The sequence below is a fragment of the Bradyrhizobium sp. CCBAU 45384 genome (genome assembly GCF_028128665.1).
Taxonomy (GTDB): Bacteria; Pseudomonadota; Alphaproteobacteria; order Rhizobiales; family Xanthobacteraceae; genus Bradyrhizobium; species Bradyrhizobium manausense.
Genome location: NZ_LBIZ01000119.1, coordinates 399,158 through 424,302 on the forward strand (window position 1 = coordinate 399,158; position 25,145 = coordinate 424,302).

The following is a 25,145-nucleotide window of genomic DNA, read 5'->3' on the forward strand; positions in this document are numbered from 1 at the left end:
TGCCGTAGGGTGGGCAAAGCGAAGCGTGCCCACGACTTCTCGTCGTAACTGCGAAGATGGTGGGCACGGCGCTTCGCGCCTTTGCCCACCCTACGATTTCTGCAACTGGGCGAGCCACGCCAATACACCCCTGCCCGCCGCCACACCTGTCGCAAACGAGGCCTGCAGCAGATAGCCGCCGGTCGGCGCTTCCCAATCCAGCATCTCGCCAGCGGCGAACACGCCGGGCAGCTTGCGCAGCATGAAGTGATCGTCGAGTTCGTCGAAGGCAATCCCGCCCGCAGTCGAGATCGCGCGCTCGATCGGCGCGACGCCGGTCAGCTGAAGCGGAATCGCATTCGCCAGATGCGCCAGCTCCGCCGGCGAGAACGAGGCCAGCTGCCGGCCTGATCCGATCGCCGCCTCCTGCATCAGACCAATGCCGACGGGCGACAATTGCGCCGCCTTGCGCAGGAAGTTTGCGAGCGACTGCTTGCCGCGCGTGCCTGACAGCCGCATGGTCAGCGCGGCGGTGCCGAGATCCGGCCGCAGCGCGATCGTCAGCGTCGCCTGCCCGATCCCCAGCACCGCCTCACGCAGCTCCGCCGACAGTGCGTAGATCGCGCCGCCTTCGATGCCGCTGCGCGTGATCATGGCTTCGCCGCGCACAGTGTGCGGACCGACCGTCAGCGCCACGCCCTTGAGCGGCTGGCCTTCAAAACGATTGCGGAAGACATCGGACCATGCAACCGCGAAGCCGGAATTGGCTGGCCGAAGCTTCGAGATGGAAATACCTTTTGCAGCCAGGATATCGACCCAAGCGCCATCGGAGCCCAATCGTGGCCAGCTCGCACCACCGAGTGCGAGCACCGTTGCACCAGCGGCGACGGCAAGCGTGCCGTCCGGCGCGCGAAGCTTGAGCCGTCCCTCCGCGTCCCAACCGATCCAGCGATGGCGAAAGGCGAACTGCACACCTGATGCATCGAGCCGCCGGAGCCAGGCGCGCAACAATGGCGAAGCCTTGAAGGTTTTTGGAAACACCCGTCCGCTGCTGCCGACGAAGGTCAGCTGTCCGAGGCCCGCGCTCCAGTCGCGCAGCGCGTCGGGCGTGAACGCCTCGACGGCGGCGCGCAAGTGCGGCATCGCCTCCCGGTAACGCGGGAGGAAATCCGCCAGCGGCTCACTGTGGGTGAGGTTGAGCCCGCCCCGGCCCGCCATCAAAAATTTGCGGCCGGCCGACGGCATGGCATCGTAGACGGTGACGCGGGCGCCGCCTTGCGCCAGCACCTCCGCCGCCATCAGCCCGGCGGGACCGGCACCGATGACGGCGACGTCGGTCAGAGCTTGATCCCCGCCCGCACTGCTGCCTGCGCGACATACTTTTGCGTCTGCTCGAACGCACCGGCAAGCGCCTTGGCCTTGGACATGTCGCTGATCTCGGCGAAATGCGCCGCAATCGCGTCCGGGGTCCAGTCGGACTCAGGCAGGTTGATGCCTTCGCTCTCGACGATCTTGATCACGGCGAAGGAGCCGGCGCCGGCACCCATGATGGTGCGGGTCGGCGCGTCCTCGCTCAGCATGTATTCGATCGCCGGCGTGATCGCGTTCGGCTTCATCAGTTGCAGCGCTTGCGGCGGCAGCAGCTCTTCAGTCATGCGGGTCGCGGCGGTCGGCGAGATGATGTTGACGCGGATGTTGTTCTTGCGGCCCTCTTCCGCGAGCACATTCATCAGCCCGACCATGCCCGACTTGGCCGCGCCATAGTTGGCCTGGCCGAAATTGCCGTAGAGGCCGGAGGAGGACGTGGTCAGCACGATGCGGCCGTAGTTGCGGTCGCGCATGCCGGCCCACACCGCCTTGCAGCAATAGAAAGTACCGACCAGATGCACGTCGAGCACCTTCTGGAAGTCGGCTGCTTCCATCTTGCCGAACGACTTGTCACGCAGGATGCCGGCATTGGCGCACATGATGTCGACGCTGCCCCACTCCTTGGTGGCGCGCTCGACCATGGTGGTTACCTGCTCGAAATTCGAGACGTCGGCGCCGTCGGCCATGGCGGTGCCGCCGGCTTTGCGGATCTCCTCGACCACGGCCTCTGCCGGCGACAGCGAGCCTCCGGTGCCGTCACGCGCACCACCGAAATCATTGACCACGACCTTGGCGCCGCGGCTGGCGAGGCCCAGCGCGTGCGCCTTGCCGAGACCATTGCCCGCGCCGGTGACGATGGCGACGCGTCCGTCGAACCTGATTGCCATGAGTGCGCTTCCTAGATGTTAGACCGTCATGGCCAGGCTTGACCCGGCCATCCATCAAAATCGACAGGCTTTTGAGCAGCGATGGGTTGCCGGGTCAAGCCCGGCAACGACGCCTCAAGTCAGGCGAAATAGGTCAGGCCGAGCCACTCGGCGACCAGCGCCGGCTTTTCCTCGCCTTCGATCTCTACCGTCACGTTGGTGCGGGTCTGAAATTCGTTGGGCTTGCGCAGCTTGGCCTCGGCCAGCACAAATCGGCCGCGGACGCGCTTTCCGGAACGCACCGGCGAGATGAAGCGCAGCTTGTCGAAGCCGTAGTTCACGCCCATCGTGGTGCCGGCGATGACCGGCATCACCTCATAGGACATGATTGACAGCAGCGACATCGTCAGAAAGCCGTGCGCGATGGTGGTGCCGTACGCCGTCTCCTGCTTTGCCCTCTCGGGATCGACGTGGATGAACTGGTGATCCTCGATCACGTCGGCATAGGCGTCGATGCGGGGCTGGTCGATCAGGTGCCAGGACGACACGCCGATCTCCTTGCCGACCAGGGCCTGATAGGCCTGAAGCGTGATCGGCGGCTTCTTCCAGATTTGGTTCATTGGTAACTCCAAATACCGTCATTCCGGGGCGATGCGCAGCATCGAACCCGGAATCCATTATGCCGCAGCGCTGTTGCTGAATGGATTCCGGGTTCGTGCTCCGCACGCCCCGGAATGACAAGCTTCACCTAAGTCTCACTTCTTGTTCTCGGCAGCTCCGGAAAATCCTCCTCGCGGAATTCCCGGCCGCGCAGCGGATCGTCGCGATCGTTGTCGCGTTCGAGCCGTCGTAGCTGCACGCGGCGGATTTTGCCAGAGATCGTCTTCGGCAGCTCGGAGACGATTTCCAGCCGGCGGATGCGCTTGAACGGCGCAAGCCGGGTGTGCAGGTGCTTGAAGATGGAAAGCGCCGTCTCCGGTGTCCGCTCGGCGCCCGCGGTCAGCAGCACGAAGGCCTTGGGAATCGCGAGCCTGATGGGATCGGGGCTCGGCACCACCGCGGCTTCCGCGACGAGCTCATGCTCGAGCAGCACGCTCTCGAGCTCGAAGGGGCTGATGCGATAGTCGGAGGATTTGAACACGTCGTCGGAGCGGCCGACGAAGGTGAGATAGCCGTCCTCGTCTGCGAAGACGACATCGCCACTGCGATAGAGCTGGCCTTCCGCGCCCGACAGCTTACCGTCGTCGCCCTGATAGCCTTGCATCAGGCCGGCGGGACGAGCAGCGCCCAGCAGCAGCGCCACCTCACCTTCCTTGGCTGGATGGCCGTCGGCGTCGCTGACTTGCACACGGTAGCCCGGCAGCGGCCGGCCCATCGAACCAACCTTGATCTTTTGCCCAGGCGAGTTGCCGGCAAGCGCAGTCGTCTCGGTCTGGCCATAGCCGTCGCGGATGGTCAGACCCCAGGCGGCCTGAACCTGGTCGATCACCTCAGGATTGAGCGGCTCGCCCGCGCCGCAGACTTCGCGCAAGGCAACCTTGAACGAGGACAGGTTCTCCTGGATGAACAATCGCCACACCGTCGGCGGCGCGCACAGCGTGGTGACGCCGCAGCGGCCGACGGTGGCAAGCAGGCCCTTCGCGTCGAAGCGCGGCTGGTTGACCACAAACACGGTCGCACCCGCATTCCACGGCGCGAAGAAGCAGCTCCAGGCGTGCTTGGCCCAGCCGGGCGAGGAGATGTTGAGATGGACGTCGCCGGGCTTTAGCCCAATCCAGTACATGGTCGACAGATGCCCGACCGGATAGCTGCGCTGGCTATGCCGCACCAGCTTCGGCTTTGCCGTCGTGCCCGAGGTGAAATAGAGCAGCATCGGGTCGTCAGCGTTGGTCGGGCCGTCGGGCGTGAAACTCACAGGCGCCTTCGCCGCTTCGTCGTAAGCGAGCCAGCCCTCGGACGTCTCGCCCACAACGATGCGCGCGACACCATCGACGCCAAGGCTGGCAAACTTCGCGACCTGATCCTGTGCAGCCACCACCGCCTTCGCCTTGCCGCGATCGAGCCGGTCGCGCAGCTCGTCGGCCGTGAGCAGCGTGGTCGCGGGGATCACGACGACGCCGAGCTTCATTGCGGCGAGCATCGTCTCCCACAACGGAACCACATTGCCGAGCAGCAGCAGGAGATGATCGCCGCGCTTCAGGCCCTGCGCACGGAGGAAGTTGGCGACCTGGTTGGAGCGCTGCGAGAGCGTCGCAAAGGACAGTTTCGTCTGCTTGTCCTGCGCAGCATCGACAATCCAGAGCGCGGGCCGATCCTTGCTCTCCGCATTCGTCGCCAGCTCGGCGTCGAACCAGTCGAGCGCCCAGTTGAAGGGATCAGGATCGGGCCAGCGAAAATCCCTGACCGCTGTCTCGTAATCCGTGCGGTGCTGAAGCAGAAACGCGCGCGCTTCCTGAAATGTCGTCATTAAGATTTCCCGGCCAGCTCCCTAACGTGCTTGATAATTCCGGAAAAATCCACCCCGCCATGGCCGGCTGCGTCGAAAGACCGGTAGATCTCCTGCGCATGCTTGCCGAGCGGCGTCACCGCGCCGGCGGCCTTGGCGGCATCCTGCGCCAGGGTCAGGTCCTTCACCATCAGCGCCGAGGCGAAGCCCGGCTTGTAGTCGTTGTTGGCCGGCGAGGTCGGCACCGGGCCCGGAACCGGGCAATAGCTCGTCAGCGACCAGCACTGGCCCGACGAGGTCGAGGCGACGTCGAAGAGCGCCTGATGCGAGAGGCCGAGCTTCTCAGCCAACGCAAAAGCTTCGCTCACCGCGATCATGGAAATGCCGAGGATCATATTGTTGCAGATCTTGGCCGCCTGGCCAGCTCCGGCGCCGCCGCAATGCACGATCTTCTTGCCCATCTTCTCCAGCACGGGCTTGGCTGCCGCGAACGCGCCCTCCTCGCCGCCGCACATGAAGGTGAGCGACGCGCCCTTGGCGCCACCGGTGCCGCCGGACACCGGTGCGTCGACCGAAAGTACACCGTGTTTGGCTGCGAGCGCATGGGCGGCCCGCGCGCTCTCGACATCGATGGTGGAGCTGTCGATGATCAGCGCGCCCTTGGTCATGACAGGTACGACCTCGTTCCAGACGGCGAGCACGTGCTTCCCGGCCGGCAGCATGGTGACGACGACATCGGCGCCTCTCCCCGCGCCCGCCGCGCTGTCGGCGATGCTGGCGCCATCGGCCTTGGCCTGGCTGCGCGAGGCCTCGACGAGGTCAAAGGCCACGACCTTGTGGCCGGCCTTGACCAGATTGGCCGCCATCGGGCCGCCCATGTTGCCGAGACCGATGAATGCGATCGTAGCCATTGTCGTTTCCTCCACTTCGATCGTTATTGGTTGAATTTGAGCTCGTCGGCGCCGATCTCGGCAAAATACGGTGCAAGCATCTCCGGCGTCACATCCTCGATGCGCGGCGGCGACCAGGTCGGGTTGCGGTCCTTGTCGATTACCGCGGCACGCACGCCCTCGCGGAAATCATCGCTGCGGAAGACCTCATTCGCGGCGCGATATTCCCGCACCAGGCATTCTTCCAGGCTCGACGCGGTGCGCGCCAGCCGCAGCAGCTTCAGCGTCACCACCATGCCGCGCGGCGATTTTTCATTGAGCGTCTTGAGCGTTGCCAACGCAAAGTCCGAGCCGTCGCGCTTGAGCGCGGCAAAGATGTCTTCCATGCGGTCGAAGCCGAACAACGCATCGATCACCGGCTCCTTTGCCGCGACCGGCCCCGCGGTCTCGCCGGTCGCAAAACCGTTGATGAGCCTGCTGATATCAGTCGCGGTCGCGCCCGCGCGCACCTTGGTCAGCGCCCCGCGCAACTCCGGCAATTTTGCTGCAGGAACCACCCAATCGGCAAATCTCGCGTGGATCGCATCCGGCCCGTTCATGGTCTGGCCGGTCAGGCCGAAGAACGTGCCGATCTCGCCGGGCGAGCGCGACAACAAATAGGTGCCGCCGACATCGGGAAAGAAGCCGAGCCCGACCTCCGGCATCGCCAGCTTCGTGCGATCCGTGACGACCCGATGGCTCGCATGCGCGGACAAGCCGACGCCGCCGCCCATCACGATGCCGTCCATGAAAGCGACATAGGGCTTTGGAAACTTCTTGATCCGGGCGTTGAGGATATATTCCTCGCGCCACAGGATCTTGCCGAGATCGCCGCCAGCCTTCGAGCTTTCCCAGAGCGTGCGGATGTCGCCGCCGGCGCACAGCCCGCGCTCACCGGCGCCTTCCAGCAGGATCACGGCAACGGTGGGATCGCTCTCGAAGCGGTCGAGCGCCTTCTCGATGTCGCGAAACATCTCCAGCGTGACGGCATTGATGGCCTTGGGACGATTCAGCCTGATCACGCCAGCCCCGCCCTCGACACGGGCGACCAGATCGCCCTCCTCCACTTCGCTCATCGCGCGCCCTCGATCAGTTTGCGCGCCACGATGAGCCGCATGATTTCATTGGTGCCTTCGAGGATCTGGTGCACGCGCAGATCGCGCACGATCTTCTCGATGCCGTATTCGCTGAGGTAGCCGTAGCCGCCGTGCAGCTGCAGCGCATGGTTGGCGACCTCGAAACCGACATCGGTGCCGAAGCGTTTTGCCATCGCGCACAGCATGGTGGCGTCGGGGTCCTTGCGATCCAATGCGGCCGCGGCCCGCCACAGGAAGGTGCGCGCGGCCTCAAGCTCGATCGCCATATCGGCGAGCTTGAACTGCAAGGCCTGGAATTCGTCCAGACGTTTTCCGAACGCCTTGCGCTCCTTCATGTAGGCGCGCGCCTTGTCCAGCGCCGTCTGTGCGCCGCCGAGCGAGCACGCCGTGATATTGAGGCGGCCGCCGTCGAGGCCGGCCATCGCGATCTTGAAGCCGACCCCCTCCTCGCCCAGGCGGTTGGCAACAGGCACGCGGGCGTTCTCGAACATCACGGCGCGGGTCGGCTGCGCGTTCCAACCCATCTTGCGCTCATTGGCGCCGAAGGAAACACCCGGCGTCTTGCCGTCGATGACGAGGGTCGAGATGCCGCCCGGGCCATCACCGCCGGTGCGCACCATCGCGACCAGGAGATCGGTGCCGCCAGCACCGGAGATAAACTGCTTCTGGCCGTTGAGGACGTAGTGATCGCCGTCGCGCACTGCACGCGTCCGCAGCGCCGCTGCGTCGGAGCCGGCGCCCGGCTCGGTCAGGCAGTAGCTCGCGATCAGCTCCATCGAGCAAAGTTTTGGCAACCATTGATGGCGCTGGGTGTCGCTGCCGAAGGCATCGATCATCCATGACGCCATGTTGTGGATGGAGATGAAGGCCGAGGTGGTCGGGCAGCCCGTCGCCAGCGCCTCGAAGATCAACGCGGCGTCGAACCGCGTCATGGCGGAGCCGCCGACATCGTCGCGGATGTAGATGCCGCCCATGCCGAGGGTTGCGGCCTCGCGCATCACATCGACCGGGAAATGCTTCTCCTCGTCCCAGCGTAGCGCATGCGGCGCGATCTTCTCCGCCGCAAACGCCAACGCCATGTCGCGAACCGCGATCTGATCCTCGTTCAGAGCGAATTGCATGATCGCCTCGCTCTAAACAGAATTACTTCATCAGCGGGATCGAGAACTCCGCACCTTCCTTGACGCCGGACGGCCAGCGCGAGGTCACCGTCTTGGTCTTGGTGTAGAAGCGGACCGAATCCGGACCGTGCTGGTTGAGGTCGCCGAAGCCCGACTTCTTCCAGCCGCCGAAGGTGTAATAGGCGATCGGCACCGGGATCGGCACGTTGATGCCGACCATGCCGACATTCACCTTGGCCGCGAAGTCGCGCGCGGCATCGCCGTCGCGGGTGAAGATGGCAACGCCGTTGCCGTAATCATGCTCGGACGGCAGCGCCAGCGCCTCCTTGTAGTCGTGCGCGCGCACGACCGAGAGCACGGGCCCGAAGATCTCTTCCTTGTAGATCCGCATGTCCTTGGTGACGTTGTCGAACAGCGAGCCGCCGAGATAGAAGCCGTTCTCGTAGCCCTGCATCTTGAAGCCGCGGCCGTCGACGGCGAGCGTCGCGCCTTCCTTGATGCCGATGTCGATGTAGCTCTTGACCTTTTCGACCGCCTCGCGCGTCACCAGCGGGCCGTAATCGGCCGACGGATCGATCGAGGTGCCGATCTTGAGCGACTCGACGCGCGGGATCAGCTTTTCCATCAAGCGGTCGGCAGTGGACTTGCCGACCGGCACCGCGACCGAGACCGCCATGCAGCGCTCGCCGGCCGAGCCGTAGCCCGCGCCGATCAGCGCGTCGACCGCCTGGTCCATATCGGCGTCAGGCATGACGATGGCGTGGTTCTTGGCACCGCCGAAGCACTGGCAGCGCTTGCCGGTCTGGGCGGCGCGCTCGTAGATGTACTGCGCGATCGGCGTGGAGCCGACGAAGCCGATGGCCTTGATGTCAGGGTCGTCGAGGATGGCGTCGACCGCTTCCTTGTCGCCATTGACGACGTTGAGAATGCCGGCCGGCAGGCCCGCCTCCATCATCAATTGGGCGAGCAGCATCGGTACGCCGGGGTCGCGCTCGGATGGTTTGAGGATGAAGGCGTTACCGCAGGCGATCGCGGGCGCGAACTTCCACATCGGGATCATCGCCGGGAAATTGAACGGTGTGATGCCGGCGACCACTCCCAAGGGTTGCCGCATCGAATAGATGTCGATGCCGGGACCGGCGCCTTCGGTGTACTCGCCCTTCATCAGATGCGGGATGCCGCAGGCGAACTCGGCGACTTCGAGGCCGCGCTGGATGTCGCCCTTGGCGTCGGGCACGGTCTTGCCGTGCTCGCGCGCCAGCAGCTCGGCGAGCTTGTCGTAATCGCGCTGCACCAGCTCGACGAACTTCATCATCACGCGGGCGCGACGCTGCGGGTTGGTCGCGGCCCATTCCGGCTGTGCAGCGCGGGCGTTCTCGACGGCGGCGCGAACCTCGGCCTTGGACGCCAGCGCGACCTTGGCCTGGACGTCACCGGTCATCGGCTCGAAGACGTCGGCGGTGCGGCCCGAGGTACCCTTGACCTCCTTGCCGCCGATGAAATGTCCGATTGAGCGCATGGAATGATCTCCTTCAGGCCGAGCTTGGACGCTTTGACAAATCCTATTGACCTGCATTTTATAGGATTCAAGTCTGAGATAATGCACCATAGATGTGCGAAAATGCTGGATCAAGGCGCTATCGACTGGGATGACTTCCGCTTCGTGCTGGCCATCGTGCGGGGCGGCTCGGTGTCGGCTGCCGCAAAGCAGCTCGGCGTCGACCATGCCACCGTGATCCGGCGTGTGGACCGGCTGGAGAAGCATCTCTCGGCCAAGCTGTTTGACCGGCGAAAGACCGGCTACCTGCTCACCGAATCCGGCCAGCGCGTGGCCGACAGCGCGGAGGCGATGGAATCCACCATCGTGGCCAACCAGGAGCAGGTCGGCGGCTCCGTGGCGCGGTTGACCGGCACGGTGCGGATCGGCGCGCCCGATGGCTTCGGCACCGCCTTCCTGGCGCCAAGGCTCGCCCCGTTCGCCGACCGCTATCCCGACCTCGATCTGCAACTTGTGGCCACCGCGCGGCTGTTCAGCCTCTCCAAGCGCGAGGCCGACATCGCGATCAGCCTGACCATGCCGAAGGAAGGCCGCATCGTTGGCCGCAAGCTGCTCGACTACCGCCTCGGGCTCTACGCCGCTCCCGCCTATCTCGATCGTTTCCCGAAAATCGTCTCGCGGCAGGACCTGCCGCAGCACCGTTTCGTCGGCTACATCGAGGAACTGCTGTTCACGCCGGAGCTCGACTATTTGCCGCAGGTGTCGCCGCGGATCTCCGCGCGCTTCCGCAGCGCCAATCTCATCGCGCAGCTCAACGCTACGCTCTCAGGCTTCGGCATCGCTGTGCTGCCGCACTTCATGGCGAGCGACTATCCGCAGCTCGTGGCGGTGCTGCCCGAGGAGATCTCGATCACAAGGACGTTCTGGATGCTGATGCACGCCGACAGCAAGGACCTGGCGCGGATCCGGGCGGTGGCGGATTATATCGGGGAGATCGTGGAGCGTGACCGGGCGTTGTTTGCGGGGCGATAAAAGCCGGGCTCGTAGGGTGGGCAAAGCGAAGCGTGCCCACGCATTTTTGTGACCGAGAGAGATGGTGGGCACGGCGCTTACGCGCCTTTGCCCACCCTACGGCACCTCGCCTAGTTTTGCTTCGCCTTCTTCGCAGCCGCCACCTTCGGCTCCCGCCTCGCGCCCTCGAGCGCGCTGTCCCGGCCCGCCTTCAGCACCTCATCCGACAGCTCGCTGGAGCCGGCGATGCGCGCCAGCAGCATGGTGCCGGCCATGGTCGCCAGCGTGGCGATCGCCTGCTTGCGCGCAGCCTTGCGCGGAACGTTCGGGATGAAATCGGTCATCATCTCGATCATCTCGTCGAGCTTGCCAGCAAAGGCTTTTCGCGTCTTCGGGCTCTCGCGGGCGATCTCGGCGCCGAGCGCTGGGATCGAGCAGCCCTGGCCGGGATTGTCGCGGTGCAGCACCGAGAGATAGGTTTCGACGATCTGGGTGAGCTGCCTCTCGGGCGCAACCTGATCGGACTGCTTGCGCCAGTGCTCCATCGAGCGGTCCATGGCGTAGGCAAAGGCTTCGATCACCAGCGCCTCGCGCGAATCGAAATGGGCGTAGAAGCCGCCATGAGTGAGGCCCGCCTCCTTCATGAGGTCGGCAACGCCGATACCATGGGCACCTTTTTCGCGCAGCCGCACGGAGGCCTTCCTCACGATGCGGTCGTGGGTTTCCTGCTTGTGTTCCCGAGAATAGCGCATGCAGCTCTCATTGGATGTCGGAGGTCATCTCATAACACGAATATCGGCCAAGCGGCGCATTAATTCCCGGTAAAGATGTTGCCGACCATAGAAAAAGTTGCAGTTGCATGGACTGCGAGTGCCCCTTTACCATCCCGCACAAACCCTTCGGTATAGCTGGTCTGGCGCCCAAGCTTGATGATCTTGCCTTCGGCCGAGATCAGTCCGGACCGGACCGAGAGCGGCCGCAGGAAGGTGATTTTCAGGTCGAGCGTCACCGACGACTGCCCGGCCTCCAGCCGCGTCGAGATCGCACAGCCCATCGCGGTGTCGAGCAGAGCCGCCGCGGTCGCCCCATGCAGAAGGCCGATGGTATTTTCGAGATCCTCGCGCGGCTCCAGTTCCATCACGATCCTGTCCGGCTCGACCACGGCCATGACAAAACCGATCAGCCTCGCGAAGGGCGGCGGTGGCAGCCGACCATCGCGGATGCCAAGCATGGCGTCCAGGCCTGATAGCCCCATGGCCACTTTCGCGACCGGCGCAGGCACCTGCCAGTCGACCACGCGCTCGCGCCGCTGCGCGGACGAAAACAAATCGACTTGAGCGGATTCCGTCATGATACCCTCTTTATAATATTATGATAATCATACTATGCGACGGACTTCATGCTGGCAACACCGTCGCATCCGCTTGACAAGCGCGGCGTTTCGGCCCACGGCCGCGCCTCGCGCCCGTCCACAAAGCTTCGAGACATCAGATGGAAATGCTCAACGACCACTGCGGCGTAACACGCGATGCGCGCGGCGTCGTTCATGTCGCAATCAGCAACGCCGGCTCACTGAACATTCTGAGCTCGCACGTGACCGACGCAGTCCGCGAAGGGCTGCAAAAGCTCGCCACTGACCGCAGCATCCGGGTCGTGGTGCTGCGCGGCCAGAGCGAGAAGAGCATGATCGGCGGCGCCGACATCAAGGAGATGGCCAAGCTCGACCAGACGTCCGCGGAGGCCTTCATCAGCCGCCTGCGCGATCTCTGCGAGGCGGTGCGGCAATTCCCTGCCCCGATGATCGCCCGCATGCCGGGCTGGTGCCTCGGCGGGGGGCTCGAGGTCGCAGCGGCCTGCGATTTCCGGATCGCGGCGCATGATGCGCATTTCGGCATGCCGGAGGTGCGCATCGGCATCCCCTCGGTGATCCACGCCGCGCTGCTGCCGCGCCTGATCGGCTGGGCCCGTGCCCGTTGGCTGGTGATGACCGCAGAAAATATCGATGCGCCGACGGCGCTGTCCTGGGGACTGATCGACAAGGTCGCGCCGGCGGGCGGGCTGGATGCCGAGATCGAGCACTTGGTGAGCACGCTGCTCGAATGTGGCCCGGAGGCGTTGCGCTCACAGAAGGCGCTACTGCGGCAATGGGAGGAATTGCCACTCACGCAGTCCGTCGACCTCAGCGTCAAGGTGTTCGGCGAGTCGTTCCTGACCGACGAGCCGACCCGGCTGATGCAGGCGTTCGTGAACAGGAAGCGGTAGGGCCCACTCCAAAGACGCTGTCATGCCCCGCGAAGGCGGGGCATCCAGTACGCGGCGGCCCCTCGATTCAACTACAAGCGTCTCGGAGTACTGGATGCCCCGGTCGAGCCGGGGCATGACACCATCTTTGGAGGGACGCCCTCGTTCCTCGCGCCAACCAACTTCGCTCGCACGACCAAATCTCATCTGGACCACGACATTTTCTCATGCCGGTCGCGGTTGCATTTTTTGCGGCGCATCATATGATGATCGTAATTTAATAGACCGTCGCCAGGGAGTTCTGTCATGGCCGAAGCCGCCGATTCCGTCGTCATCGTCTCCGCCGCCCGCACCCCGCTCGGCCGCTTCATGGGCGAATTATCGCCGCTTGCCGCGCACAAGCTCGGATCGCACGTGATCAATGCAGCGTTGGAACGCGCCGAGCTCGCGCCCGAGAAAGTGGACGAGGTCTTCATGGGCTGCGTGCTGCCGGCTGGCCAGGGCCAGGCGCCGGCGCGGCAGGCGGCGCGTGGCGCCGGTCTGCCCGACGCGACAGGGGCTACCACGGTGAACAAGGTTTGCGGCTCCGGCATGAAGGCGACCATGCTGGCACACGACATCATCCGTGCCGGCTCAGCCGAGATCGTCGTCTCCGGTGGCATGGAGAGCATGAGCAACGCGCCCTACCTGCTCGCGAAGGCGCGTGGCGGCTATCGCGCCGGGCATGACCGCATCATCGACCATATGATGATGGACGGCCTTGAAGACGCCTACGAGACCGGCCGTTCGATGGGCGATTTCGGCGAGGCCACGGCCGAGGCTTATCAATTCACCCGTAAGGATCAGGACGCCTATGCGATGGAGACGTTGAGCCGCGCGCGCAAGGCGGTCGAGGGCGGTGCGTTCAAGGCCGAGATCGCGCCTGTTACGCTGACCGAGAAGGCTGGCCCGCGCGTGATCGCCAATGACGAGCATCCGCTGAAGGTCGATCCCGACAAGATCCCCGGACTGAAGCCGGCGTTCCGTGCCAACGGCACCATCACGCCGGCGGCCTCCTCCGCCAATGCCGACGGTGCCGCAGCGCTGGTGCTGACGAAGCGCTCGCTCGCCGATCGCAACAACCTTCCTGCCATCGCCGAGATCAAGGGCCACGCCACCCACAGCCAGGAGCCGCAATGGTTCACCACGGCGCCGATCCCGGCGATCAGAAAACTGCTCGATAAGGTCGGCTGGAGCGCGGGTGATGTCGACCTCTTCGAGATCAACGAGGCCTTCGCCGTCGTCGCGATGGCGGCGCAGCGCGATCTCGGCATCCCGCGCGAAAAACTCAACATCAATGGCGGCGCCTGCGCGCTCGGGCATCCGATCGGCGCGACCGGCGCGCGGCTGATCGTGACGTTGCTGCATGCGCTCGAAGCCAACAACCTCAAGCGCGGCGTCGCGGCGCTCTGCATCGGCGGCGGCGAGGCCACCGCGATCGCGGTGGAGCGCCTGACGTCCTAGCCATCGCAACGTCCGAAATTGAGGGAAGTCTGTCATTTCAGACTTCCCGTTTTCGTGTCAGAACTGCAACAATGACGCGGGCCTGCCAAAACCCGCCAACCTGGATTGAGGCGCAATGATCTCGAACTGGCTCTCGGCCGCGCTCGGCCGTCGCAACATCCATTACGGCTGGGTGATGGTCGGCGTGACCTTCTTCGCAGCACTGATCAGCGCCGGCACGGTCGGCGCGCCCGGAGTGTTCATCGTTCCGCTTCAGAAGGAGTTCGGCTGGAGCACGGCCGAGATCTCCTCCGCGCTGTCGATCCGCTTCATCCTGTTCGGGCTGATGGCGCCGTTCGCGGCCGCCCTGCTCAACCGGTATGGCCTGCGCAACGTCACGCTGACGGCGCAGCTCATCGTCGTCTCGGCTCTGGTTCTCTCGCTCGGCATGACGCAGGTCTGGCAGCTCGTGATGCTGTGGGGCGTGGTGATCGGCATCGGCACCGGCATGACCGCGCTGGTGCTGGGCGCCACCATCGCGACGCGCTGGTTCACAGCGCGCCGCGGCCTTGTCATCGGCATCATGACTGCGAGCGTCGCCACCGGCCAGCTCGTATTCCTGCCGCTACTGGCGAGCCTGACCGAACGTTTTGGTTGGCGACCGGCGCTCGGCTTCGTCTGCATCATGCTTGGCGTTTCCGCAACCGCGGTCATGCTCATCATGCGCGACCGCCCAAGCGATGTGGGCCTGCGCCCATTCGGCGACGAGGGCAGCGAGCCCCTGCCCGCACCTCCGGTGAGCCACGGCTCGATCACGGCGGTGGCGCTCGGCACGCTGCGCGACGCCTCGAAGTCGAGCGCGTTCTGGATCCTGTTTGCGACCTTCTTCGTCTGCGGCGCCTCCACCAACGGCCTCGTGCAGGTGCATTTGATCCCAATGTGCCTCGATTTCGGCATCCCGCAGGTGCAGGCGGCGAGCCTCTTGGCGGCGATGGGCATCTTCGACTTCTTCGGCACCATCATGTCGGGCTGGCTGTCGGATCGCTACGACAATCGCTTCCTGCTGTTCTGGTATTACGGCCTGCGCGGCCTCTCGCTGATCTTCCTGCCCTTCAGCGATTTCTCGTTCTATGGCCTGTCGATCTTCGCGATGTTCTACGGCCTCGACTGGATCGCGACGGTGCCGCCCACGGTGCGGCTCACCGCGCAAAAGTTCGGCCCCGAACGGGCCAATCTGGTGTTCGGCTGGATTTTCGCCGGGCATCAGCTCGGCGCCGGCACTGCCGCTTTCGGCGCCGGCCTGTCGCGGACGCTGCTGCAGAGCTATCTGCCCGCCTTCTTCATTGCCGGCGCGCTCTGCGTATTTGCCTCGCTGATCGTGCTGGCACTGTCGCGACAGCCGAAGCCACAGGCAAAACCCGCGATGGCCTAAAGCGATCGCGGCGGTGAATCAGTCGATCGGATCCGATGTGCCTCGCCGCCGCCGAAACGGAGCTGTTGACATGCTCGCCAGTGATGGCATCGCCGTCAACGCTCGGCCGGGGACCGGCTTTCCCATTGCTCAAGGCGGTCGATCGACGCCTGCCGTTCGTGCTGGCCCAGCCAAATCGTGAGGAGAACCAGCGCACCAACGAGAGCGCTGATGCCGAAATAAAGGTTCTTCATACGCGTTGAATGCAGCGCGGCGAAAATCGTTCCTGGCATCGCGGCGCGAACAGCGTTACGGATCGAGAAGTGGTCGCGGAAGCCCCGAATACCGGCGTCAGGCCACCATTGGACATCCGACGAGCGAGCGAAGACTTTCCCGGACCAGATCCTCCACTCACCGATCAACCGGACGCAGCCTGGAGCAAGCCGGGCTAACGGGAGGCCGTTCTTGAAGCGTCCTCGCCAAGTTGCTGGCCCTGCGCGAGTCTGCGCTCGACCATCCCCATGACGGAGCTCACCTCGTCGAAGGCTCTGGAGTGGGAATCGTCTCCACCAAGCTGGGTGAGGTCGAACACCAGGATCTTCTGCTGCGCCAACGCACTTCTGTACGGCTCTTCCTGCGGATTGATATCACCGAGGCGAATTGTCCCTCCGGCAAGCGACTTCGAGATTTTGAGAGCGACATCATCCTGCGACAGGAACAGGCCGATGCGGGGGCGCCGCGGCCCCAAAGCTCCGACCGCGCTGATGAACTCGTCGAAGCCGATGTCCGGCGCCACCAGCGCGGCATTCTTCAGCTTCGGCACCGATCCAGCCCGCGATGCCCTGCTCCGCAGCGCGTCGAGCGTCACCAGGCAGCCCATGGAATGGCAGACGAACGTGATCTCCTTGATGGTGGGATTGGCGCTCACGGTCTCCAGCAGTGCTGCCAGTGCCGCGCCCGATTGGCCCGCGACCTTGCGGTCGTGGTCGTATGACCCGAGATTGCCTGCCCCCTGCGACGGCCATGAAAACAGGATGGGAATGACGGGAAGCCGGCCGTCATGGACGAATTGCGCGTAGCGATACACCGCATCGTCAAAACGGTTGTTGAACCCGTGCACGAAGACCATCGCCTTGTTGCGATGCGTGGCCTTCACCGCTTGGGTGATGGCAGCATTGAATTCGGCGCGATCCAGATAACCAGCCGATGCCGTGACGAACTCCTTGCGCGGATCGCCGGGAGGCGAGAGCGGCCACTGGATCTCTCCGACCTTGCGCGATCCATCCGGTGGAATCGACACCGTGACCTGGGCAAACGCCATCTCGGTCGACGGCTCCCGGCTGAACATCTCCCCGGGATCGCCGCTTGAACGCGCCCGTGTCGTTCCGATCAGAACAGGTATTTGGGAGCTCGCTTCAACAGCCTCACTGCTCGGGACCAGCACGCCTTGCAGGGGGCGCATCGTGCAGGAAGCGCAGGCCAGCATGGTCAGCACAACAGCAGCAACATGCAGGGAAGTGACGGTACGGCTCCGAGGATGCATCCGGTTCTCCTTCCGGCGCACACAATGGGGTCCGGAGCAGTCTTACAATCGCCTGTTGCCGGCCCCGATTTTGACGCCGCCGGGCGGGTGCATCCGGCAAGCAAAGGCAGCTGCATGCTGTTCCGATTGATCCAGATCAACCCTCCAGTCCGGCAAGCCGGCTCCCGAGGACGCGATGATCCCTTGCCAGAACTCCGGCCCAAAGGCTTCTATGCCGGAGACCAGTCTTGATGTGCATCAAACGGTCGGGGAACGAAGCGGCTAGGAAATGAGGCCTAACTCGCCGGCGTCGGAGCGCGACATGGGAAAACATGCTGTCAAGTGTTTGATAATTGCCGGTCTTACCGCTGGTTTCGCCGCCGCGGCCCAGGCTGAAGACGTCGACGTCGGCAAGTCAGAGTTTCAGTCGTCCTGCGCGAGCTGTCATGGTGCGGATGCGAGGGGCAAAGGACCGGTCAGCAACCAGCTGAGGACACCACCTGCCGATTTGACGATGCTGGCCAAGAACAACAACGGCGTGTTTCCCGCGGACGCCATTTACGAAACAATAGAGGGAATGAAAACAGTTCCCGCTCACGGCTCTCGTGAGATGCCGATTTGGGGCGAGCGGTTCAATCCCATCGTCAACCTGCCGCACTATGTCGATCCGTCATATTGGGAAAAGGCCGGGCCGGAAAAGAACCCCGAGGTCGTTGTGCGAAAGCGCATCCTCTCTGTTGTCGATTATCTCAGCCGGATTCAGCAAAAGTAGCAGCTGGCAAGGATCGAGATGACCGGCCCCCGGCGCTCGGCTGTCCTCCAGAGCGGCCCGCTGCCCAATGCCTCCCACCCCTGGCTCGGGGCATATTGCCGTTAGACTTGGCGGCCCAAACGTGGACAATGCGACCTCAAGCGCTTCGCGCGCGCAGTGCACACCAAGATGCGCCAGAGGAAACAAGATGCCGACTGCCTTCCCGTCGCCCGTCCCCACCATTCCGACCACTCCCCTGACTGCCCAGCTCCGCGACGCGATGCGCGCGATCGTGGGCGAGAAGGGTTTCATCGAGGACGAACACGGCATGCAGCCGTTCATCACCGATTGGCGCGGGCTGCTGTTTGGCCGCGCCGGCGCCGTCGTTCGTCCCGGAAGTACCGAGGAAGTCTCAAAGCTCGTCCGGCTGTGCCATGAGCATGGCGTCGCCATTGTGCCCCAGGGCGGCAACACCGGGCTGATGGGTGGGGCCACGCCCTGGCCTGCGCACACCGGCATCGTGTTGTCGCTGGGCCGGATGAACCGCGTGCTCGACGTCGACCCCGTCGGCTATGCCATGACGGTCGAAGCCGGCTGTGTGCTGGAAACGCTTCAGGAGACAGCTAGCCGTCACGACAGGTTCCTGCCGCTCAGCCTGGGTGCCCAGGGCTCCTGCATGATCGGCGGCAATCTCTCGACCAATGCCGGCGGCGTGCAGGTGCTGCGCTATGGCAATGCCCGCAATCTCGTGCTCGGGCTCGAGGTCGTGCTGCCCAATGGCGACGTCTGGAATGGATTGCGCGCGCTGAAGAAGGACAACACCGGCTACGACCTCAAGCACCTCTTCATGGGCGCCGAGGGAACGCTCGGCATCATCACCAAGGCCGTGCTCAAGCTGTGGCCGGCGCCGAAGGACGTCTGCACGGCGTGGCTGGCCGTTCGCGATCCGCGCGCGGCGCTGGAGATCCTGTCCGAAGCGCACGCGGCGTCCGAGGACAATGTCGGCTCTTGCGAGCTCTTGAGCCGCGCGGCCGTCGACCTCGTGATGCGCCACATTCCCGGTGTGCAGGATCCGCTGAAGGCGGACACGCCGTGGTACCTGCTGCTGGAATGGTCGTCCTCGCGCCCGCGGCAGGACGGGGCCGACGGCATGTCGGAGAAGCTCGAGGCGTTTCTCGCCGACCAGCTCGAAGCCGGTCGCGTACTCGATGCGGTGATCGCGCAGACCGTCAGTCAGTCACGCAACATGTGGCGCATCCGGGAAGCCATGGCCGAGGCTGCCCGCGCCGAGGGGCCGGGGATCAGCTATGACGTGTCGGTGGCGATCTCGGGGATCCCCGAGTTCATCGACAAGGGCCTCAAGGCCGTGCTCGACATTCTCCCGAGCATTCGCCCCTATCCGCTCGGGCATATCGGTGACGGCAATCTGCATTTCTCGTTCATGGGACCAATCGGCATGGATCAGCAGACGCTAAACCAGTATACCGCCGCCATCACGCGGGCCGTGAACGACCTCATCACCTCCATGGGCGGCTCGATCTCGGCGGAGCACGGCATCGGCATCGAAAAGCTCGACGAGCTCAGCCACTACCGCTCGAAGACCGAGCTCGACATCATGCGCACCATCAAGCGCGCGCTCGATCCGCAGAACATCATGAATCCAGGCAAGGTGCTGCGGGTGTGATGGGCCGAGCACCTCGCCGTTTCCTCAGCCGTGCGGGTTGACGATGGTGTACCCCGCAGCGAACGCGCGTGCATGCGTGTGGCGTGACCGCCCGAGTTGGCGTCGTACGCCATCCACATGTCGCCGCCGAGAGACTGCTCGAGAACGAAGACATGCCCCCGTCGCGCCGCGACCATGCCCGGCGCCGGCGCCGCGCGCGGAAAGCGCAGCCAGTTGGATGCAAGATTCAATTCCGGCACGACATGACCGAACACGCGCAGCGCCGCGCCGCAGCCACAGAACGACGATGGGCAACCGGCGGGCCGGCCTCCGATGATGCGCTCGCCGGAGACGCTGATCGTGGTGGCCGTGGCGCCGGCATCGGTCACCGTCATTTGCGTTGAGCGATAGGCCTGCAACGGCCTGGGAGCCCGCTCGCGTCGCGTGGGCGAATAGGAGAAGTCGCAGGGCATGGTGACGTTGCATTCAGAGGCTTGGACAGCGCGATAAGGCCGCGCGTCGGCAACGGCAGAACTGGCGACAACAAAAATGCACGCAGAAAGAACTGTCTTGATCATTTGCAGGACTCTGAGTTGGAGGGTCCTGCCCCGCTGCAAAAAGACCAATATTGGTTTGGCTGAAATGAGCCTGAAGAGCGGCGGAAAAGGGCGTGCGATTAACCTGAGTTAACTCTCCGACCCGGGCACGGACGCACTCGCGCGACAATCATCATTGCGGACAAGCAATCCCGACCGTTTCCTACGTGCCCCGGACGCACCGTAGCGCGCCCCTGGCGATGCGAAGCATCGTCCGGCGCGGCGTGATGCGTTGCAGAGCCGGGGCCCATCCCTCGGCAATCTCGTGTGTGGCTTTTCTGGGTCCCGGCTAAGCGCAGCGACGCTGAAGCGTTGCGGCGCGTCCGGGACACGGGCTCACGGCCTGATCGAGAAATTCTCCGGCGGCCCCGCTTTGCGCAGCGGCTCGGCGAGACGTGCGAACTCGCACAGCAGCGAGCGCGTCTTGCGGGGATCGATGATCTCCTCGACCCAGAATTTCTCGGCCGAGCGGAACGGCGAGCGCAGTCTGTTGAGTCGCTCCTCGATCTCCTTCAGCTTGGCTGCCTTGTCCTCGGCGGCATCGATGTCGGCGCGGTAGGCAGCTTCGATGCCGCCTTCGAGCGGCAGCGAGCCCCAATAGGCGGACGGCCAGGCGTAGCGGATCGAGAAGCGGTCGGCGGGCTGGTGCACCACGCCGGCGACCCCGAAGGCGTTGCGCAGGATCACGGTGCACCAGGGCACGGTGGTCTGGTTGACCGCGGCCATGGCGCGGACGCCGTGGCGGATAGTCGCCGCCTTCTCGGCATCGAGACCGATCATGAAGCCCGGGCAGTCCATGAGATAGACGATCGGCAGATGGAAGGTTTCGGCGAAGTCGACCCAGCGCACCACCTTCTGGCAGGCATCGGCCGTCCAGGAGCCGCCATAGTGAAAACTGTCGCTGGCGAGCAGCATCACCGCCCTGCCCTCGAGCCGTGCGAGGCCGACGATGATGGGCTTGCCGAAATTACTGGCGACCTCGAAGAACGAGCCCTTGTCGACGACCGCTTCAATGATCGGCCTGACCTTGTAGACCTGCTTGCGGTTGCGCGGCACCGCCTTCATGAGCGCTTCTTCCATGCGCTCCGGATTGTCGATGCAAGGCAGGGTCGGCGGCAGCTCGTAGACCGACGACGGCAGATAGGACAGGAAGCGCCGGGCGCAGGCAAAGGCCTCTTCCTCGGTATCGACGGCATGATCGATCGCGCCGGCCTTGGTCTGAATATCAGCACCGCCGAGCTCTTCCTTCGAAAGGTTCTGACCGAGCGCCTTCACCACCGGCGGCCCTGCCACGAACATCGCGGACTTCCGGGTCATGATCGAATAGTGGCTGGCGGCAAGGCGCGCGGCACCTAAGCCCGCGACCGAGCCAAGGCCGAGCGCGACCACGGGCACGCGCGACAAATTCTCCGTCGTGAAGCGATACCAGCGCGTACCGCCGATGCCGCCGGGCAGGTTCGCCGCGCCCTTGGTCTCGATGGTCTTGACCGAGCCGCCGCCGCCGGAGCCCTCGATGATGCGGATGATGGGCAAACGGAAGTCGTGCGCCATCTCCTCCGCCATCAAGGGCTTTGCCGAGATCGACGCATCCGCCGAGCCGCCGCGCACGGTGAAGTCGTCGCCGACCACCACGACGGTGCGGCCGTCGACACGCGCGCGGCCGAACACGCAGTTCGCCGGCGTCACGGTCTTCAGCTCGCCTTTGGGATCGTACTCACCGATGCCGGAGACGGCACCGATCTCGTGGAAGCTACCCTTGTCGATCAGTCTGTCGATGCGTTCCCGAACTGTCAGCCGGCCCTGGTCATGCTGTCGCTTGACCTTGTCAACGCCGCCCATCTCCCGCGCGAAGGCTTCGCGCCGGGCGAGCTCGTCGAGTTCCGGCTTCCAGTTCATTCACTCCCTCCGAACTCATCGGCTTGTTATTGTTATGCACTGATATTGCGACCGGCTTGCGCGAGATGCGGTTGTTGAAGGCATCGCCTTCGGCGCCTTCCATCAGGCTGCCGAGCGAGCGGCCGAGCGCCAGCATCAGCGGCGCGACCTCGGCATGCAGGCGCTGCTCGTCATACATCGCCGACAGAAGCCCGATCGTGACGACCACGAAGGTCTGGTACTGCGGCGACCAGATCGGCACCGCCAGGCCGTTGATGTGCGGGCTCCACAGCCCGCAAGCCGTGACATAGCCGCGCTCGCGCAGCGACTGCCTGTTGGCCTCGATGCGGGGCCGCAGGATCTTTGCAGCCTCCGGCGCTTCGCGCTCCATGTCGTTGATGAAGGCATCGCCGACCTGTGGCGCCAGGGCCGCGGTGTAGGCCGCGCCCGCCGCAGTCGAGGCCATCGAGATGCGGCTGCCGGTGCCCTCGTGTAGGCCGAGCGCAGAAGGCGAGCGTGCAAACTGGAGATAGACCAGATGGAAGCGATCGGGCACGACGAAGCCGACGGTGCCGGGCAGCTGCTCGGCGACTTCCTGAAGCCGCTGGCGGATCATGCTGCGCAGCTGCGCGCCCTTCATCATCGAGGCGCTCATCGCCACGGCGCTCGGACCGATTCGGTATTTCTGATCGCGCGGCAGATAGACGAGCTGCCCCATGCGCGTCAGCGTGTGCGTGAGCCGCGACACCGTCGAGCGCGGCAGGCCGCAGCGATTCGAAATTTCGAGATTGCCGAGCCGCGCCTCGTGGCCCTCGAAGCATCGCAACACGTCGAACGCGCGCGACACCACCTGGATGACATCACCCTCACCGGCATCGCCAGCGAGCGCACCTTGCCTGCTTAACCGCTCCGAACGTCGTCCCATGATCCCTACCGTTTGTTCCGCTCTGCGGAATTAAATTCCACTTTGTGAACGACGCTACCTCAGGCATTTTGCCACGACAACAAAAAGGCGATGGCATGCCAGAAATTAAGATCGTCACGGAGGTCGCCGGCCGCATCTGCGCAACTCCCGCGCAAGTTGGAGGAACTGTCGCCGATGGCGAGGACGTTGTGGTCGTCGAAGCCATGAAGATGGAGATACCGGTGCAATCGCCTGCATCAGGCACGCTGACATCATTGCTCGTGAAGATCGATGACCTCGTTGCCGAGGGACAGGCGATCGCGATCGTCGTGAGCTGAGCGCGCGCCATCAGCGGCTTGTCGGCCACGACAATCTGAAACAGATGATATCGGAAGGGCGCGTGGCGTCTTGCGTTCGGGCGTGACCACGAGACCGGACGGGTTGCGCATATGCTTAATGCGTTGCACAAGGGAGCGATGATAGCGCAACCGTTGCACGCCTCCGCCTGGACCCGCTCGAAGCCGCCGCTGCTGCGGTTTCTCGACACATGCCTCAATGAATTCTCCGCGGAGACTGCAGGTCATGTCGCAGATTATATTCCCGAACTGAGCAAAGCCGATCCTGCCTATTTTGGCATCAGCCTCGCCACGCTTGACGGCCATGTCTACGAGGTGGGCGACTCCCGGGTGCCCTTCACCATCCAGTCGATGTCCAAGCCGTTCGTGTTCGCTTTGGCGCTGGATCTTTTGGGCGCGGGCAAGGTCGAGGGGGCGATCGGTGTCGAACCCTCGGGCGATCCCTTCAACTCGATCCGGCTCAACGCGGAAAACCATCCGTTCAATCCGATGGTGAATGCCGGCGCGATCGCCTGCACGGGGCTGATCTACGACAGCAAGGGATCTGAGGCCTTTGAGCAGATCCGGCTTGCGCTCAGCCGCTTTGCCGGGCGCGAGCTCGCCGTAGACGAGGCGGTTTACTCCTCGGAGAGCCAGACCGGCGACCGCAATCGCGCCATCGGCTATCTGCTCAAGACCAATGCGGTGATCTCGGACAATGTCGCTGAAGTCCTCGACGTCTATTTCCGCCAGTGTGCCGTGCTGGTCACCGCGCGCGACATCGCGGTGATGGCGGCGACGCTGGCCAATCGCGGCGTCAATCCGGTGACGGGCGAACAGGTGCTGACGCCGTATGCGATTTCGCGCACGCTGTCGGTGATGACGTCGTCGGGCATGTATGATTATGCCGGCGAGTGGATCTACCGGATCGGCATCCCCGCCAAGAGCGGCGTCGGCGGCGGCATTCTGGCCGCGCTCCCGGCCCGTCTCGGGCTCGGCAGCTATTCGCCAAAGCTCGACAAGCACGGCAACAGCGTGCGCGGCATCAAGGTCTGCGAGGCGCTGTCCTCGCATTACGACCTGCACATGCTCAACCGCAGCGATGACGCCCGCAACGCCGTGATCGCCGACTACGACATCGGCAAGAGCCCGTCACGCCGCGTCCGCCGCCAGCAGGAGCGCGACATCCTGGCCGCGCACGAGCAGGCCGTGCGCGTGATCGAGCTGGTCGGCGTGCTGTCACTGTCGGCCGTCGACTATGTCTCGCGGCGGCTCGCCGGGCGACCGCGACCGCAAATCGTCGTGTTCGACCTGCACCGCGTCACCTCGACGACGCGCGCTGGCGCCCGCCTGATCGCCGAAGCCTTCGAGGAGCTCGCCGCGCTCGATGTCACCGTGGTTCTGTCAGGCGTCAGGCGCGCCTCCAGGGAATGGGACAGCTTGCGCGAATGGACCGCGGGGCTGAAGAACGTCCGCGACTTCTATTTGCTCGACACGGCGATCGAATGGGCGGAAGACCAGATCGTCTATCGCTACGGCGGCTCGATCGATTTTCGCGAGACCACCGAGCTGTCCGAACAGCCGCTGCTCGACGGCCTCAGCGCGGAAGAGCTGACCGATCTCGCCTCGATCTGCACCATCAGGACCTATCAGTCCGGCGCAAAGATCGTCACGACGGGCGATCCGGCCGATGCGCTGTTCTTCCTGCGCAGCGGCGCGGTGCATGTCACCCTGCCCGACGGCGTGCGCCTGGCGACGCTGACCGCCGGCATGGCCTTCGGCGAGATGGCCCTGATCGAGACCGCCCGTACCGCCGACGTGTTCGCGGATATGGCAGCGACTGCGTTCGAAGTGCCGCTGAAGGACTTTGAGCGCTTTCGCAGGCAGCATCCGCGTGCCTCGGAGCGCATCATGCGCAACCTGGCGCAGCTGCTGGCCGATCGCCTGATCGTCGCCAACACCAAGGTGGATATTCTGACGTCGACGTGAGCGACCTTATGACAGGAGCTCGTCATGCCCGGGCTTGTCCCGGGCATCCACGTTCTCCATG

Annotated in this window: 23 protein-coding genes; 8 read left to right on the plus strand and 15 right to left on the minus strand. The window is 64.4% G+C overall.

What is annotated here, in order from left to right:
- Positions 1-90: 90 nt before the first annotated feature.
- From XH80_RS38505 to XH80_RS38540, 8 genes are all read right to left on the minus strand, one after another.
- Positions 91-1,320 (minus strand): NAD(P)/FAD-dependent oxidoreductase, encoded by a 1,230-nt coding sequence (locus XH80_RS38505; protein WP_271603325.1) that lies wholly within the window; start codon positions 1,318-1,320, stop codon positions 91-93.
- Positions 1,317-2,234, minus strand: coding sequence for an SDR family NAD(P)-dependent oxidoreductase (locus tag XH80_RS38510; protein ID WP_271603118.1), 918 nt, complete (start codon positions 2,232-2,234; stop codon positions 1,317-1,319). Before XH80_RS38510 ends, XH80_RS38505 begins: the two co-directional genes overlap by 4 nt.
- Before the next feature lie 119 nt (positions 2,235-2,353).
- A complete protein-coding gene (locus tag XH80_RS38515) occupies positions 2,354-2,833 on the minus strand; it encodes a MaoC family dehydratase (RefSeq protein WP_271603119.1) in 480 nt (159 codons plus the stop codon).
- Between the two features lie 128 nt (positions 2,834-2,961).
- Positions 2,962-4,680, minus strand: coding sequence for an AMP-binding protein (locus XH80_RS38520; RefSeq protein ID WP_271603120.1), 1,719 nt, complete (start codon positions 4,678-4,680; stop codon positions 2,962-2,964).
- Positions 4,680-5,570 carry a 3-hydroxyisobutyrate dehydrogenase gene (gene mmsB, locus XH80_RS38525; protein ID WP_271603121.1) on the minus strand — a complete coding sequence of 297 codons (891 nt, stop codon included), beginning with the start codon at positions 5,568-5,570 and terminating at the stop codon, positions 4,680-4,682. Before mmsB ends, XH80_RS38520 begins: the two co-directional genes overlap by 1 nt.
- Before the next feature lie 23 nt (positions 5,571-5,593).
- Positions 5,594-6,664 carry an enoyl-CoA hydratase/isomerase family protein gene (locus XH80_RS38530; protein ID WP_271603122.1) on the minus strand — a complete coding sequence of 357 codons (1,071 nt, stop codon included), beginning with the start codon at positions 6,662-6,664 and terminating at the stop codon, positions 5,594-5,596.
- Entirely contained in the window at positions 6,661-7,806 is a 1,146-nt protein-coding gene (locus XH80_RS38535) for an isobutyryl-CoA dehydrogenase (RefSeq protein WP_271603123.1), read from the minus strand. The genes XH80_RS38530 and XH80_RS38535 overlap by 4 nt, the downstream gene beginning before the upstream one ends.
- 22 nt (positions 7,807-7,828) lie before the next feature.
- Positions 7,829-9,325 (minus strand): CoA-acylating methylmalonate-semialdehyde dehydrogenase, encoded by a 1,497-nt coding sequence (locus tag XH80_RS38540; protein WP_271603124.1) that lies wholly within the window; start codon positions 9,323-9,325, stop codon positions 7,829-7,831.
- Positions 9,326-9,427: 102 nt separating this feature from the next.
- Between XH80_RS38540 and XH80_RS38545 the strand changes: the two genes are divergently transcribed.
- Positions 9,428-10,336 (plus strand): LysR family transcriptional regulator, encoded by a 909-nt coding sequence (locus XH80_RS38545; protein WP_271603125.1) that lies wholly within the window; start codon positions 9,428-9,430, stop codon positions 10,334-10,336.
- 110 nt (positions 10,337-10,446) lie between these two features.
- Here XH80_RS38545 and XH80_RS38550 read toward each other — a convergent pair whose 3' ends face one another.
- Positions 10,447-11,067, minus strand: a complete 621-nt coding sequence (locus XH80_RS38550) for a TetR/AcrR family transcriptional regulator (protein WP_271603126.1) — start codon at positions 11,065-11,067, stop codon at positions 10,447-10,449.
- A 59-nt stretch (positions 11,068-11,126) separates the two neighbouring features.
- Positions 11,127-11,666 carry a PaaI family thioesterase gene (locus XH80_RS38555; protein WP_271603127.1) on the minus strand — a complete coding sequence of 180 codons (540 nt, stop codon included), beginning with the start codon at positions 11,664-11,666 and terminating at the stop codon, positions 11,127-11,129.
- Positions 11,667-11,806: 140 nt separating this feature from the next.
- Between XH80_RS38555 and XH80_RS38560 the strand changes: the two genes are divergently transcribed.
- From XH80_RS38560 to XH80_RS38570, 3 genes are all read left to right on the plus strand, one after another.
- Positions 11,807-12,577, plus strand: coding sequence for an enoyl-CoA hydratase (locus tag XH80_RS38560; RefSeq protein ID WP_271603128.1), 771 nt, complete (start codon positions 11,807-11,809; stop codon positions 12,575-12,577).
- 285 nt (positions 12,578-12,862) lie between these two features.
- Positions 12,863-14,059 carry an acetyl-CoA C-acyltransferase gene (locus tag XH80_RS38565; RefSeq protein WP_271603129.1) on the plus strand — a complete coding sequence of 399 codons (1,197 nt, stop codon included), beginning with the start codon at positions 12,863-12,865 and terminating at the stop codon, positions 14,057-14,059.
- Positions 14,060-14,174: 115 nt separating this feature from the next.
- Positions 14,175-15,470 (plus strand): MFS transporter, encoded by a 1,296-nt coding sequence (locus XH80_RS38570; RefSeq protein WP_271603130.1) that lies wholly within the window; start codon positions 14,175-14,177, stop codon positions 15,468-15,470.
- A gap of 95 nt (positions 15,471-15,565) precedes the next feature.
- On the opposite strand, the gene XH80_RS38575 is transcribed toward XH80_RS38570, so the two are convergent.
- A complete protein-coding gene (locus XH80_RS38575; protein ID WP_271603131.1) occupies positions 15,566-15,871 on the minus strand; it encodes a hypothetical protein in 306 nt (101 codons plus the stop codon).
- Positions 15,872-15,897: 26 nt separating this feature from the next.
- Complete coding sequence (locus XH80_RS38580; protein ID WP_271603132.1) at positions 15,898-16,992, minus strand: alpha/beta hydrolase; 1,095 nt, start codon at positions 16,990-16,992, stop codon at positions 15,898-15,900.
- Positions 16,993-17,293: 301 nt separating this feature from the next.
- On the opposite strand from XH80_RS38580, the gene XH80_RS38585 reads away from it, so the two are divergent.
- Both XH80_RS38585 and XH80_RS38590 read left to right on the plus strand, forming a co-directional pair.
- A complete protein-coding gene (locus XH80_RS38585) occupies positions 17,294-17,743 on the plus strand; it encodes a c-type cytochrome (RefSeq protein WP_271603133.1) in 450 nt (149 codons plus the stop codon).
- A 187-nt stretch (positions 17,744-17,930) separates the two neighbouring features.
- Complete coding sequence (locus XH80_RS38590) at positions 17,931-19,406, plus strand: FAD-binding oxidoreductase (protein ID WP_271603134.1); 1,476 nt, start codon at positions 17,931-17,933, stop codon at positions 19,404-19,406.
- Here XH80_RS38590 and XH80_RS38595 read toward each other — a convergent pair.
- From XH80_RS38595 to XH80_RS38605, 3 genes are all read right to left on the minus strand, one after another.
- Positions 19,310-19,858, minus strand: a complete 549-nt coding sequence (locus tag XH80_RS38595) for a hypothetical protein (protein ID WP_333968922.1) — start codon at positions 19,856-19,858, stop codon at positions 19,310-19,312. The genes XH80_RS38590 and XH80_RS38595 overlap by 97 nt on opposite strands.
- A gap of 459 nt (positions 19,859-20,317) precedes the next feature.
- Positions 20,318-21,877: an acyl-CoA carboxylase subunit beta gene (locus XH80_RS38600; RefSeq protein ID WP_271603135.1), complete on the minus strand. Its 1,560-nt coding sequence runs from the start codon at positions 21,875-21,877 to the stop codon at positions 20,318-20,320.
- Positions 21,807-22,781, minus strand: coding sequence for an IclR family transcriptional regulator (locus XH80_RS38605; RefSeq protein WP_271603136.1), 975 nt, complete (start codon positions 22,779-22,781; stop codon positions 21,807-21,809). Before XH80_RS38605 ends, XH80_RS38600 begins: the two co-directional genes overlap by 71 nt.
- A 95-nt stretch (positions 22,782-22,876) precedes the next feature.
- Here XH80_RS38605 and XH80_RS38610 point away from each other — a divergent pair, with 95 nt between their 5' ends.
- Both XH80_RS38610 and glsA read left to right on the plus strand, forming a co-directional pair.
- A complete protein-coding gene (locus tag XH80_RS38610; RefSeq protein ID WP_271603137.1) occupies positions 22,877-23,098 on the plus strand; it encodes an acetyl-CoA carboxylase biotin carboxyl carrier protein subunit in 222 nt (73 codons plus the stop codon).
- A 138-nt stretch (positions 23,099-23,236) separates the two neighbouring features.
- Complete coding sequence (gene glsA, locus XH80_RS38615; protein ID WP_271603138.1) at positions 23,237-25,084, plus strand: glutaminase A; 1,848 nt, start codon at positions 23,237-23,239, stop codon at positions 25,082-25,084.
- Positions 25,085-25,145: the final 61 nt, after the last annotated feature.